Genomic DNA, 12,169 nt, shown 5'->3' with positions numbered 1-12,169 from the left:
AGGCACGTCATGCACAACTTTCTCTTCGGGATTTACCCCTACATCGCGCTGGCGGTGCTGGTCCTCGGGTCCATCGCGCGTTATGAACGCGACCCGTTCACCTGGAAATCCTCGTCCTCGCAACTGTTGCGGCGCAGGCAGCTGATCCTCGGCTCGGTGCTGTTCCATGTCGGCGTGATCGTGATCTTCTTCGGCCACCTGATCGGGCTTCTGACGCCGATCTGGGTGTTCGACGCGGTCGGCATCAGCCACGGCGCGAAACAGACGCTGGCCGTCGTCGCGGGCGGCATCGCCGGCGTGATGGCGCTGGCGGGCGGGATCCTCCTGTTCCACCGCCGCTGGACCGACCCGCGCATCCGCACGACATCGAGCTTCGCGGACATCGGCATCCTGGGGCTGCTGATCGCGCAGCTTGTGCTGGGCCTGCTGACGATCTTCGTCTCGCTGCAGCACCTCGACGGGCACGAGATGACCAAGTTCATGTCCTGGGCGCAGGGTATCTGGACCTTCGACAGCGCGGCGGCCAGCTACATCGCGGACGTGAACATCCTGTTCAAGCTGCACCTGTTCCTGGGGCTGACGATCTTCCTGCTGTTCCCGTTCACGCGGCTCGTGCACATGCTCTCGGTGCCGCTGCGCTATCTCTACCGGCCGGGCTACCAGATCGTGCGCTCGCGCCGCCGCGTGGCCCTGCCCGAGCGGACCGGCGCGGTCCCGCACCGCGCCCCCGAACGCCGCGGCGCCCCCGTCGCCGGCACCCAACCCCGACCGGCGGAGTAGACCCGATGAGCCCCCTGTTTCCCGAAATCACCGTGAACGGCGTCGCAATCGCCCCCACCGCCATTGCGGCCGAGGCGCAGAACCAGCCCGCACCCCCCGACAAGCCGGGGATCGCCTGGCGCAAGGCGGCCCGCGCGCTGGTGATCCGCGAGGCGATGCTGCAGGAGGCCCGGCGCGCCGGGCTGGCAGCCAGCCCGCACGAGCTTGCCCCCCACCGCCGCGAAACCGAGGACGAGGCCCTGATCCGCTCGCTGATGGAGGAACGCATCGACCCCGTCCCGGTCACCGAAGCCGCGATCCGCGCCGCCTATGACGCCGCGCCCGAGCGGTTCCGCACGCCCGACCTTTGGCAGGTGTCGCATATCCTCTATGCCGCGAAGCCCGAGGACGACACGGCGCGCGCCGAGGCACGGGCCCAGGCCGCGGCGGCGCTGCGGCGGCTGGCCGAGGCCCCCGACGCCTTCGGCCGCATCGCCGGGCAGGAAAGCGACTGCCCCTCGCGCACGGCGGGCGGGCAGCTGGGCCAGATCGCGCCGGGCGACACCGTTCCCGAGTTCGAGGCCGCGCTGGCCGGGCTGGCCGAGGGTCAGATCATCAGCGTCGAGACCCGCTATGGCGTGCATGTCCTGCGCGTGGATGCCCACGCGGGCGGCACGATCCGGCCCTTCGACCTGGATACCGTCCGGGCCGAGATCGCCGAGGCGCTGGAAAAGGCGGCCTGGGCGCAGGCGGCCCGCGACTTCGTCGCCGACCTGCTGGAGCGGACCCGCGTGACCGGGCTGGACCCGGCCCGCCACATCCTCTGAGGAGAAAGGCCATGTGCCCCCAGATCGACCACGCCCCGCCCCGCGACGACGGCACGCGGCCGGTCGATCTGCGACGCTATGCCAATCCGCTCGATGCGCTGGCCGCGGACCATTACCGTCAGCGGCTGATGCTGGCGGAGCTGGAGCGGCTGGCCGCGTCGGCAGGGCGCGACACCGCCCAGGCGGCGGCCCTGCTGACGCATATGGAAACCGAATTGCCCGTGCACACGCTCGACGAGGACCAGGACCTTTTCCCGCTGCTCAGGCGCCGCGCCGCGCCCGAGGACCGGATGGACCATCTTCTGGCGCAACTCGATGCCGAGCATGACGCGGTCAGACCCCAGGCCGCCGAGGTGCGCGGCATCCTGCGCGCGATCCTGGCCGGAGAAACGCCGCGCGACCTGGCCGCGCTGCGCGGCTTTGCCTCGGCCTATCGCCGCCACATGATCCTTGAAAACGCCGTCCTTTTGCCGCTGGCCCGCGCGCGGCTGACCCGCGCCGACCTTGCCGACCTGCGCAACCGGATGGCCGCCCGCCGCGGACTCGACCTGACACCGGGGACCGCGAACGCCCGGTGACCCGTTGCGCTGCAACGTGGCCTCAGGCAGCGATCGCATCCATTGCGTCGAGGCATCAGGCCCGGATGGCCTCTTGATCCGGCGGGAGGACTTCGGCCAGTCCGCCGGCGAAGTCGTCGAACGCTTCGAGATTGAAGCGACCGACACCCATCAGCACGGGAAGACCCCGTTCAGGCGCGCACGCGATCGAATCCCGGAACCCGCGCCCCTCTGCCTCGTGCGGCCCGAACTTGTTCAGAAGCAGGATTTCGACCGACCCTGAGAGCCGCCGATCGACCTCGACAACGGCGCGTGCCAGCGCGTCGGGGTTCAGGCGGCATGCGCACCGAGGCGGCCCTTGCGGCCGACCAACCGGGCGGTACGGCGCTGGTCCGTTCGGTCCAGACGCGGTTCAACCTCAACGCCACGGCGGGCGAGGGCGGGACCCATGTGGCGACCGTCAGCGCCAACCTCCTGGGCGACGAGATCCGGGCCACAACGCTGGACGAGATCACCGACCGCTGGCAGGCCGCGGGCGACGCGCTGCTGGCAGAGGTCGCGGCCTGTGGCGGGGTCTGCAACGCCACCCACGGCCTGCGCCCCGGCCCATCCGAACTGCGCCTGCGGCTGAAGGAGGGGGCGGTGGCGCTGAGGCTGACCGCGGCCGATGTCGCGGGGCAGGTATGCGCGGCCGAGGGCATGGACCTCGCGCGCACCGACTGGGACACGCCGCCCGAAAAGCGATCACGCTGACATTTCTTCGGTTCGCATATTTTCGCCCTTCTCGCAGCAACGACCTTGGTCAACGGTTGCAAAGCGTCGATTCTGGAGGGGACCGAAAAGTCGGGGATCGGCAATGCAGGCGCATCACCGCGCCAGGACGTTCACCTTTGCCGCAGCGGCCACGGTCGCACGGGATGCCGACGGGAAAGACGGCCGTATTTTTTTGCACCCAGACCGAAAATGAATATGCCTTGGAAGGACTTGTGAATGAACCGGACCGCAATCGCCGCGACGACAGTTCTGTTCGTCATGTCAACCCTGCCCGTCCACGCCAGCGAGGAGAGCGACAAGGCCGCCCTCGCCGCGCTCGCGATCCTCGGGATCGCGGCCTTCGCCCATCACGAAGACCATTCCCGCGAGGGCCATGCGCTGCAAACCGGCCAGGACAAGGCGGATTTCGAACGCGGCTATCGCTACGGGCTACATAACAAGCCCTACGATTCCGCATGGTCGAGCGCCGCCTATGGCTCGGGCTATGACCCCGGCCACACCGAACGCGCGAACCGGCTGGCCTACAAGCGGCACGATGCGGCACAGGGTGCGCCCAACCTCGCGATGCGGATCTGCGTAAGCGAGGCCTCGGCCCAATGGGGGCGCAACCCCCGCGACATCCACGTGGCCGGCTCGGCGATGGGAACCTTTTCCCAGGCGGGGGGGCAGGAATACCGGGTCGAGGTCGCCACCGGCCATCGGCATGGCGTCTGCAACGTCAACGCGGAAGGCACCGTCTTCAGCACCGAGGACGGACGTCTCTGACCGGGGCGGCCGGGCCCGGCTGCCGCATCCGCCAACAGTTTCCACGGCCCGATCGTTCATGGAGAACCAGAAGATGAAGACCTTCACATTCATCCTCGCGACAGCCTCGATGGCGATCGCCCTCGGGATCACCCCGCCCGCATCCGCCGACGAGCAGTTCGCGATCGACGGCTGCATCGAGCGGCTGCGCGCCGTGGGCGGCCCGGACGCCCAGGCCGGCGGTGAAGTCCTCAGCAGCGAATTCTCCGAGGCGGGCACGCTGGTGATGCTGCGCGACGGGGGCGGCACCGTCTGGCGCTGCATCGGCTACAATGACGGCTCGGTGGGCGAACTGACCGTCGCCGAGGGCGCCGAAGATGGCGGCGGGGCCATGGCCGGCGCGGCGTCCGAGCCAGCGACCTCGTCCGCGCGGGTGCGGTTCGACGCCGGCGCGTCGGGGGCTGAACTTACGGGCACGCTGTCGCCGGGCGGCAGCGCGCGCTACGTGCTCGGCGCCAAGGACGGCCAGAACCTCTACGTCCGCGTCGCGACCGGCGATGCCGGCGTCTCCTACCAGATCTTCAACCCCGACGGCACGTTCCTGCTCGAGCAGATGACGCCGGACCGCGAGTATCGCGGCCAGCTGTGGCAATCGGGCGATCATGTGGTCGAGGTCATCAACCGCGGCGGCGGCACCGCCGCGTACAACGTCATCTTCGGGATCGACTGACCATGAAACAGCTTCGTCTTTCGCTTTTCCCCGGTCTCGCCGCAGGGCCCGCCCTTGCCCAGGATCCGGCCGTGCAGGCCGCGCAGGCGGTCGGAGCCGGTGTGGGCTTTGTCATCGGGCTCGTCATCATGATCGCCGTGGGCGCCATCGTCGGCTGGCTCGCAAGCCTGATCGTCAAGGGCGGTGGCTCGGGCTTTCTGGTGGATGTCCTGATCGGGATCGGCGGGTCGGTCCTGGCCGGGTTCCTGTTTCCCGCGCTCGGGCTGTCGCTCGGCGGCGGCCTGGTCGGGGCCTTCGTGCCCGCAATCATCGGCGCGGTCCTGCTCCTGCTGGTCGTGCGCCTGATCCGCAGGCTTGCGGGCTGACCGGCGCCCTGCCGACATCCACGCCCTGCCGGGTCATGTCTGGCCCGGGAGACTCATCGCTACCGCTTTGTTCTTAAAAGGAAAGGAAAACCAATGACCCTGAAACTCAAACTCGCCGTGACCACCGCCGCGCTTGTCGCGCTTTCGGGCTGCGTCGAGGATACCGCCTCGACCGAGGCGGGCCGACCGATGGTCGGCAGCGAATACGACCTGTCCTCGTTCGAGGGCGCGCGGGCCGGTCAGGCCGAGATGGGCATCACCAATCTCGGCTACGAACCCGTCCGGACGCAGGGCCTGACGACGTGGTGGTTCAACCGCTCGACCGGCGCCTGTGCCCGGATCACCACCTCGAACGGCCGCTATTCCGACGTGACCATGCTGCCCGCACAGGATTGCTGACGGGAAACCGGCCCTCTCCCCCCGGGAGGGGGCCGACCCGCACGACCGGCCCGCGACCCCTGTCAAATGCTCGAAAGCGTGGACCCCGTGAACAACACCCATGACAGCCTCTTTGCGATGAACGGCGCCGCCCTGATCCGGGCGGCCGGCCTTGTCTGCCTCGGCGCGGCCTCAACGGCCACGGCCGCCGCGGCACAGGCGCGGGTCGAACCGCTGGCGGACTGCTTCTTCGCCGCCCCCGAGACCACGCCGCCGCTGACGCAGGAGTGCGGCTACGTGGTCGTGCCCGAGAACCCGGACCGGGCGGACAGTCCCGAAATCAAGCTGGGTTTCCTGCGGTTGTCCGCCCGGACGGACGACCCGCAAGCGCCGCTCTTCATGCTGTCCGGTGGTCCCGGCAACACCTTCATCAAGCCCGAAAGCCTCTTGCTGTTCGGGGACGGGTTCCTCGGCCCGGTCCTGGATGAACGCGACGTGGTCTTCCTCGACCAGCGCGGCACGGCGAACGCGGTCCCGGTGCTTGACTGCCCCGGGATCTACGGCCTGCCCTGGACCGCCCACGAGCGCGGGCTCGACGAGGCCGGAGCCCTGGAACTCGGCCGGGAGGCCCTGGCGGGCTGCGTCGCGGAAGCGCGCGCCGCCGGCATCGACCTTGCGCAATACAACAGCGTCCGGATCGCCGCCGACGTGGACGCGGCGCGCGCGGCGCTGGGCTATGACAGGATCGTCTATTACGGCGCCTCCTACGGGGCGCAGCTGGGCCAGCACTTCATGCGCGATTTCCCCGACAGCCTGCAGGCCGTCGTCCTCGACGGCGCCAATTCGCTGTCCCGGAAAAGCTGGGTGCAGGAGCGCGTGCGCGATGTCGACGTGGCGACCGACAAGCTGGCCGCGCTCTGTGCCGCCGACGCCAAGTGCGCCCAGGCCTATGACATTCCCGCGCTGATCGGCCAGGCGATGGCGCTGTTCGACAACGGCCCGATCCGGACGACCTACCAGGACCCGGCCGACCCCGGCATCCGGCTCGATCTGACGCTGACCGCGGCCGACCTTGCCAATACCATCTTCGGGTTCCAGACCGGCCAGATCGGCATCCGGTCGCTGCCGGCGGTTCTGACGGCCATCCTCGCCGATGGCCGGACCTCTGCCGCGGAGATCCTCGGCCAGCAGAAGGGCACCGCCATCGTCGCCTCGCGCGGGGCGACCAAGGGCGAGTCGGCGATTCTGATGCACATGGCCGTCGTCTGTTCGGACGATCCGGTGAATTCGGCCGACGACATGATCGTCGACCCCGACGCCAGCGCCTATGCCCGTGCCTACGGCGCCGCGGTGCTGGAGGAATACATCGAGTTCTGCCGGGCGGTCGACGTGCCGCCGCTGCCCGACGACACCGACGTGGACGTGACGACCGACGTGCCCACGCTGATCCTGGCAGGCGACCTCGACGCCCGCACGCCGGTGATCCGGAGCGAGCTTGTCGCCGCGACCCTGCCGCGCGCCACCATCGTCGAATTCCCCGAAGGCACGCATGTCCAGCTTGGCGAGATCAACCAGTGCGCCGGGCAGATCCTGCGCGCCTTCCTCGCAGATCCGGCTGCCGCGCCGGACACCGGCTGCATCGCCGACATGCCCCGCCGCGGCTTCGTCCTGCCGGACGGAACGATCAGCGTGCAATAGGCGGCAAAAGGGACAAGCGTGGTCGTCCTGTTCCGGGCCGTCTATCTCGTGGCCATGGCGTTCAGCCTCTCGGCCGGGGCGCTGGTGACGGCCAGCCTGTTCATCGCCGACCACGCGCCGCAGAGCGGCACGTTTCTCGGCATCAGCCTGGCCGTCACCGCCATCTTCCTGACCCTTGGCGTCCTGCTGTTCGGGATACAGCGCCATGTCGCCGCCATCGCCGTGGTGGCGCGGCGAAGTGATGACCCCACCGCGCAGAACCTGAGGCCGGACGTGGCGCGGTTGGTGGCCTACCTGCTGGCGGGCGGGGTCCTGCTGGCCGCGATGCTGGGGGTCGTCACCTACGCGATCCTGGCCCGGATCGACCAGGGTTTCGCGGCCTTCGGCTGAACGACCGCGCGGCCCCGGACCGCCACGGGATGACGCGCGGCACGGGCGCCCGTCCAGTCGGACGATGCGGCGGAAGGGGCGGCGGCGACGGGGGGGGCGGTCGTCGGCCGGTTCGCCGAGGCTGCCGGCCGTTGCCAGGTGCGGCTGGATCGCCAGCACAGAAATCAGAAGGATGGGTGCACGATACCTGGGGGGCTCCGCCTCGGGTCAGAGGGTCTTTCGCGGTCACCGCGGCGGCATCGCGACCGCGCAGGGCCAGCCGGGCCTTTCATGCCAGCGCCGATGGGTGGCCACGCCCGGGCTCCGGTTCGTTCCCCCCGATGGGCTATCGGACCTGTCGGCGCGGCTGGACGGGCAAAAGACTGCGTTTCGCGTCATCGCGCCTGCGATCACGCAGCGGACCTGACCCGACAGGAGCCTCCTTCAAAGCCGCAACACCTGGGCAGGCCCTTGCCGGATCGCCCCGGACCTGACCCCCTCGTGCAGCAGGACAAGATCGCTTCCGTCGGCCGGAATGAAATCGACGCGCTCGATGGAAACGTCGCCGTTGTCCGGAAACGCGAAGTAGGACGCGACGTAGGTCAGCACCCCGACGACCCGGCCGTCTTCGAGCAAGGGTTCCCAGATGGTCGTGTGTCCCGCCCCCCGGAAGTTGGCGGTGAAGCGGAACAGAAGCGAATCGCCGCCCTGCAGTCCCGACCGCAGGAGGTGCTCTGCCAGCTCCGGGCAGCCCAGGCGGTCGGTGTATCGTTCGAAATCCGTGCCGAGCAGCGCGGACGGGTCGTACCCGCGTGCCCGGAAATGCGCACGCCCCGTCGCCGAGACCTCGACCAGCCGCAGACGTGCGTCGAGCAGCGCGGCCGTCTGCACGTCATGGCGAACCAGCGCGAGGCTCCGGGCCAGGTGGCGCCGGTCTTCATTGTCCCGCAGCAATTTCAGCAGTTCTGCCTCCCGGCGGGGCCGCGGGCGCTCGACCCCGCGTTCCCAGCGGCTGACCGTGCCCTGGTCGACGTCGAGCCGGTCGGCCAGTTGCCGCTGCGTGACCCCGAGGCGCCGACGCATGTGCCGGATCGTCTTTCCGTCCAAGATGCTCTCCGCCCGACGCAGGATGGGAACTTGGCAAAAGATTAACAGATTCGTGTCTGGAAGACGCGCGCATTTCAAGAAACACCGCGCGAACCTCTGCCTTCGCGTGCGCCGATCGCCCGCCAAAGGCAAGAACAGCCGATCTTTCGGCCAACGGCGGGAAGAGAACGGTCCGACCCCCGCATCCTCCAGGACCGAATTGGGCTGCGCGGGCCGGGCAAGACTTTGCCGCCCGTTCCTGCTAGCATCATCTGGAACCGCCGCGTGGCCGATGGCAGGGGACCGCTCCAGGAAGATGCGCTTCGAGACCTTGATGACGCACAGGACCGGGGCCTCCGGACATCGGCCCTCGGGCCTGTTCAGCGGATGCGACAGCCTCACGCTCTTGCCGGCGGCAAGCGCTTTCTGCAGGATCGACCGCGCGATGGTGGGGCCGCTTGCGGTGGGCCGTGTCCAGTCGACCGGGCACGAGGTTGATCTGTCCGAACATGTCTCGGTCAGCCTCGTCGCCCCGGTCTCGGGGCGCCTGTTCTCGGCGGTGGGGGAAACCGGGCTGTCCGCGCGGCCGGGCTAGGCGCTGCTGTTTTCGCCGAACCGGCGGCGAACCCGTGCGGTGGGGGACGGGGGCCACGCATTCCTGGGGATCCCTGTAACCCTGCCCGTCGACACCGTCGAGGACGCGGCGAACCGGCTTGACACCGTCACGCGGAGGTTCCGGTTCGGCGACGTCGCGCTGGCGCTGGGCCGCACGCCGTTGCCCGAACTGGACGAACTGCTCGGCCTCGTGCGGGTCCTCGTGTCCGAACTGGAACGGGGCTCGCCCCGGGTGGCGCAGGCGGCCTCCTGCCTGAACTGGACCCGGATGCTTTCGGAAAAGCTGGTCGAGGTACTGGCCGCGGCCGAGGTCCTGCACCTGCCCGCCGCGGTCGAGTTGCGCCCCGCCTACCGGCATGTCGGCAACGCGCTCGACCACATGCGCGCGCATTTCTCCGAGATCGAGACGATGGTCGAGGTCGCAGAGGCCTGCGGCGTCAGCACCCGGACGCTGGAGACCGCCTTTCGGCTGGTACTCGGAACGCGCCCGCACGCCGTGCTGACCGCCTCCGGCTGGAGGAGGCGCGGCGCCTTCTGAGCCTGCCCGACAGCGCGCCGACGGTGACGGAGGCGGCTATCACTTGCGGGTTCGGCCATCTTGGCCGGTTCTCGGCGGCCTATCGCGCGCGTTTCGGCGAAGCCCCGTCGCAGACGCGGGCCAGGCGGTAAGGCGCGCCGATTGTAGGCCCGCGACCTTTTTTCGCGCGGCTGCGCGATCCGGATAGGGCCTGCGCCAATCGGATTGTTTCCATTGCCGCACCGCGCGACATCCTTTCCGGACGGGTAAGGTTCACGGGACGGGAGCGGGCCTCTTGCGGGCCGCGCCACGGAACCTGACCTGAACGAGGGGATCGAGACGATGACGAAGACCAGCCCGACCCGGCCCTGGGCCGCCGCGGCGCGCCGCGCCGCCCCGCTTGGCTGCGCGGTCGTCCTGCTGGGGGTCCTTGGCGGCGCTCCGTTGGCGCGGGCCGAGGCGGATGGCCCGGATTTCTTTCGTGTCACCGGGGTGGCGGCGAGCGATGTGCTGAACCTGCGCGCCGCGCCGGACGCAAGTGCCGCGAAGCTCGGGGAAATCCCGCCCGGCGCGGACGGCCTGAGCAACCTTGGCTGCGAGGGCGGCCTGAGCTTTGCCGAATGGCAGGCCGCGACCGAGGCCGAACGCGCGGCCGGGGTGCAAGCCCGCTGGTGCCGGGTCGCCTTCGGGGGCGTCGAGGGCTGGGTCGCGGCGCGGTTCCTGACCGAGGGCAGCGCCCCCGCCCCGGCGGCCGCGGCGGCTGGCGACCTCGTGCTCTGGCGCCTCGTCGCGGTGAACGGCGCCCCGGTCGAGGGAACCCCCGAGATCGACTTCGCGCCCGATGGCGCGATCTCGGGCGGCACGGGCTGCAACCGGTTCCAGGCGCGGGGCCGGATGGAGGGCGGCAGCCTCGTCATCGAGGGGCCCGTCGCCACCACCCGGATGGCCTGCCCGCCGACGCTCGACGCCCAGGAAAGCCGGATCCTCTCGGTGATGCAGGGACCGATCGCCGTCGCCTTCGATCCGCTGACCGGCCAGCTCGGGCTGTCGAATGCCGGTGTCACGCTGGCGCTGGCGCCCGGTGGCGCACCGCAGGCGGAGGCTCCGGCCCACAGATTCAGCCCGGCACCGGGCGAGGCGGCGGAGTACTGGTCGGTCTTCGGGGTCGAGGGCCATCTCAACCTCCGTGCCGAGGCCAGCACCGGGGCCAAGGTGCTGGCGCAGATCCTGCCCGGCACCGTCCTGCGCACTTCCGGCTGCCGCGCGGGCGACGGCCAGAACTGGTGCGAGGTCGAGATGCTGGACGGCACCCAGACCCGCGGCTGGGCGGCGGCCGAATACCTGGAACCCGCCGGGTCCGCCCTTCGCGCGGGGCAGGACATCTTCGACGCGATCGGGCATGTGCCCTGCGCCCAGGCGGTCGGCCAGCCGATGGGCCGGTGCGAATTCGGCGTGGCGCGCGACGGCGGCGGGTCCGCCACAGTGGTCGTGATCCGGCCCGACACGCGCAAGCGCGCCCTGTTCTTCCAATCCGGCGCCTTCGTGAGCGCCGACACGTCCCAGGCCGACGGCTATCCCGAAACGACCGCGACCCGCGAGGGCGACCTGACCCAGGTTCGGGTGGGCGCGGAACGCTACGAGATCCCCGATGCCGTCCTTTTTGGCGGCTGACCGGGGCAGGAGGAAGAATGCCATGAAGATCAGGATTGTTATCGCCGCCGCGGCACTAGCCGGACGGAAATCCAGCAGGGAAAGGAAATCACAAATGAACAAGACACTGGTTCTGGGCGCGCTCGCGCTTTCGGGGCTTGCCGGGTGTGTCGAGACGACCACGTCCGGTGCGCCGTCGGCGGCCGAACAGGCCTGCCTGCGCGACGTGTCGCGCGCGGCGAACAACGGCGACGTGATCGTCCAGAGTTCGAGCTTCTCGGAAGCCGGGACGGAAGTGATCGTGGGCGTGGGCGCCGGCGAGTACGGCCGCGCGCCCTGGCGCTGCATCGCCTATCGCGACGGCACCACCGCCGGGATCCAGTATATCGGCGGCGGCGAAGGCGGCCTGTGACGGGCCCTGAACCGGCGCGGCGGGACAGGAGGGGGCCATGACCCGGGCCTGTACCATCGTGACCGTCGGGTTCGCGCTGCTCTACCTCGTGGCGCTCGGGCTTTTCGCGGTCGGGACGCTCGGGCTGTTCGGGGCGGAAAGGGACCCGCTTGCGGGGGTGTTCCTGATCCCGTTGGGGCTGCCCTGGAACCGGCTGGTCGATACCTTCCCCGAGCCGTTATGGCCCTGGCTTGCGGCCGCGGCGCCGCTGCTGAACGTCGCGATACTGACAGCCCTGTGCCGTATCCTGCGGCGCAGGCGCGCACGCTGATACTGCGAATCAGAACGGAAAGGACGGGAAGATGGGCAAGATTCTGATCGGGCTGGTGATCGGCCTCCTGCTGGGGGGCGTCGGGGCCTTCTTGACCCTGGGCGTCGGCGCGGGCGTCGGTGTCGCAACGGGGCTCTCGACGGGCATCTGCGCGACGGTCAAGGCGGCCGGGGATCTCGGGATCATGACGCCCGAGCAGGTGGACGAGGTGCTGACCCGCGCGGCGCAAAGCGTCTCGGGCGCGGTCGACCTGCCAGAGGGCGAGCCGATGGTCGGCAGCGCCGCGGAATGCGAGGCGTTCATGGCCCGGCTGAAGGACGCCGCCGCCAAGTGACGGCATCGCCGCGGCGCCCCTGCCGGGGGCTGCGCCCAGAGGGA

19 protein-coding genes are annotated in these 12,169 nt (G+C 69.9%); 17 read left to right on the top strand and 2 right to left on the bottom strand.

What is annotated here, in order from left to right; all coding sequences use genetic code 11:
• Positions 1 to 9 precede the first annotated feature (9 nt).
• From narI to EV655_RS08615, 3 genes are read left to right on the top strand one after another with little or no spacing between them, the layout of a single operon-like run.
• Positions 10 to 780: a respiratory nitrate reductase subunit gamma gene (gene narI, locus EV655_RS08625; RefSeq protein ID WP_132543838.1), complete on the top strand. Its 771-nt coding sequence runs from the start codon at positions 10 to 12 to the stop codon at positions 778 to 780.
• A gap of 5 nt (positions 781 to 785) precedes the next feature.
• Positions 786 to 1,586 carry a peptidylprolyl isomerase gene (locus EV655_RS08620; protein WP_132543836.1) on the top strand — a complete coding sequence of 267 codons (801 nt, stop codon included), beginning with the start codon at positions 786 to 788 and terminating at the stop codon, positions 1,584 to 1,586.
• 11 nt (positions 1,587 to 1,597) lie between these two features.
• The gene (locus EV655_RS08615; protein WP_132543835.1) at positions 1,598 to 2,164 is read left to right on the top strand and encodes a hemerythrin domain-containing protein; all 567 of its coding nucleotides are present in this window, start codon (positions 1,598 to 1,600) and stop codon (positions 2,162 to 2,164) included.
• A gap of 55 nt (positions 2,165 to 2,219) precedes the next feature.
• Here EV655_RS08615 and EV655_RS08610 read toward each other — a convergent pair whose 3' ends face one another.
• Positions 2,220 to 2,462 carry a DUF2478 domain-containing protein gene (locus tag EV655_RS08610; protein ID WP_243645045.1) on the bottom strand — a complete coding sequence of 81 codons (243 nt, stop codon included), beginning with the start codon at positions 2,460 to 2,462 and terminating at the stop codon, positions 2,220 to 2,222.
• Between the two features lie 20 nt (positions 2,463 to 2,482).
• Here EV655_RS08610 and EV655_RS08605 point away from each other — a divergent pair, with 20 nt between their 5' ends.
• From EV655_RS08605 to EV655_RS08575, 7 genes are all read left to right on the top strand, one after another.
• The gene (locus EV655_RS08605) at positions 2,483 to 2,896 is read left to right on the top strand and encodes a hypothetical protein (protein ID WP_132543833.1); all 414 of its coding nucleotides are present in this window, start codon (positions 2,483 to 2,485) and stop codon (positions 2,894 to 2,896) included.
• Between the two features lie 237 nt (positions 2,897 to 3,133).
• Complete coding sequence (locus EV655_RS08600; RefSeq protein WP_132543832.1) at positions 3,134 to 3,682, top strand: hypothetical protein; 549 nt, start codon at positions 3,134 to 3,136, stop codon at positions 3,680 to 3,682.
• Positions 3,683 to 3,755: 73 nt separating this feature from the next.
• Positions 3,756 to 4,391: a hypothetical protein gene (locus EV655_RS08595; protein ID WP_132543831.1), complete on the top strand. Its 636-nt coding sequence runs from the start codon at positions 3,756 to 3,758 to the stop codon at positions 4,389 to 4,391.
• A 2-nt stretch (positions 4,392 to 4,393) separates the two neighbouring features.
• Positions 4,394 to 4,756, top strand: a complete 363-nt coding sequence (locus EV655_RS08590) for a GlsB/YeaQ/YmgE family stress response membrane protein (RefSeq protein WP_243645032.1) — start codon at positions 4,394 to 4,396, stop codon at positions 4,754 to 4,756.
• Positions 4,757 to 4,849: 93 nt separating this feature from the next.
• A complete protein-coding gene (locus EV655_RS08585) occupies positions 4,850 to 5,155 on the top strand; it encodes a hypothetical protein (RefSeq protein WP_132543830.1) in 306 nt (101 codons plus the stop codon).
• A gap of 78 nt (positions 5,156 to 5,233) precedes the next feature.
• On the top strand, positions 5,234 to 6,832 hold the full coding sequence (locus EV655_RS08580) for an alpha/beta fold hydrolase (protein ID WP_132543829.1): 1,599 nt from the start codon (positions 5,234 to 5,236) through the stop codon (positions 6,830 to 6,832).
• 18 nt (positions 6,833 to 6,850) lie between these two features.
• Positions 6,851 to 7,222 carry a hypothetical protein gene (locus EV655_RS08575; protein ID WP_132543828.1) on the top strand — a complete coding sequence of 124 codons (372 nt, stop codon included), beginning with the start codon at positions 6,851 to 6,853 and terminating at the stop codon, positions 7,220 to 7,222.
• Positions 7,223 to 7,645: 423 nt separating this feature from the next.
• Here the strand turns inward: EV655_RS08575 and EV655_RS08570 are convergent, their stop codons facing one another.
• A complete protein-coding gene (locus tag EV655_RS08570) occupies positions 7,646 to 8,308 on the bottom strand; it encodes a helix-turn-helix domain-containing protein (RefSeq protein WP_132543827.1) in 663 nt (220 codons plus the stop codon).
• A gap of 424 nt (positions 8,309 to 8,732) precedes the next feature.
• On the opposite strand from EV655_RS08570, the gene EV655_RS18630 reads away from it, so the two are divergent.
• The 7 genes from EV655_RS18630 (at position 8,733) to EV655_RS08545 (ending at position 12,125) form a co-directional block, all read left to right on the top strand.
• Positions 8,733 to 8,882 (top strand): hypothetical protein, encoded by a 150-nt coding sequence (locus EV655_RS18630; protein WP_165905308.1) that lies wholly within the window; start codon positions 8,733 to 8,735, stop codon positions 8,880 to 8,882.
• Between the two features lie 39 nt (positions 8,883 to 8,921).
• Complete coding sequence (locus tag EV655_RS18865) at positions 8,922 to 9,440, top strand: hypothetical protein (protein WP_243645031.1); 519 nt, start codon at positions 8,922 to 8,924, stop codon at positions 9,438 to 9,440.
• Entirely contained in the window at positions 9,332 to 9,571 is a 240-nt protein-coding gene (locus tag EV655_RS19090; protein WP_341540301.1) for a helix-turn-helix domain-containing protein, read from the top strand. The genes EV655_RS18865 and EV655_RS19090 overlap by 109 nt, the downstream gene beginning before the upstream one ends.
• A gap of 190 nt (positions 9,572 to 9,761) precedes the next feature.
• A complete protein-coding gene (locus EV655_RS08560; protein ID WP_132543826.1) occupies positions 9,762 to 11,090 on the top strand; it encodes an SH3 domain-containing protein in 1,329 nt (442 codons plus the stop codon).
• Between the two features lie 94 nt (positions 11,091 to 11,184).
• Positions 11,185 to 11,481 carry a hypothetical protein gene (locus tag EV655_RS08555; RefSeq protein WP_132543825.1) on the top strand — a complete coding sequence of 99 codons (297 nt, stop codon included), beginning with the start codon at positions 11,185 to 11,187 and terminating at the stop codon, positions 11,479 to 11,481.
• A 37-nt stretch (positions 11,482 to 11,518) separates the two neighbouring features.
• Positions 11,519 to 11,791: a hypothetical protein gene (locus tag EV655_RS08550; protein ID WP_132543824.1), complete on the top strand. Its 273-nt coding sequence runs from the start codon at positions 11,519 to 11,521 to the stop codon at positions 11,789 to 11,791.
• Between the two features lie 31 nt (positions 11,792 to 11,822).
• Entirely contained in the window at positions 11,823 to 12,125 is a 303-nt protein-coding gene (locus EV655_RS08545; protein ID WP_132543823.1) for a hypothetical protein, read from the top strand.
• Positions 12,126 to 12,169 lie beyond the last annotated feature (44 nt).

Source organism: Rhodovulum euryhalinum (assembly GCF_004342445.1).
GTDB classification, from domain to species: domain Bacteria; phylum Pseudomonadota; class Alphaproteobacteria; order Rhodobacterales; family Rhodobacteraceae; genus Rhodovulum; species Rhodovulum euryhalinum.
Note: the sequence above shows the minus strand (reverse complement) of the source record. Positions and strands in the feature narration are given on the sequence as shown.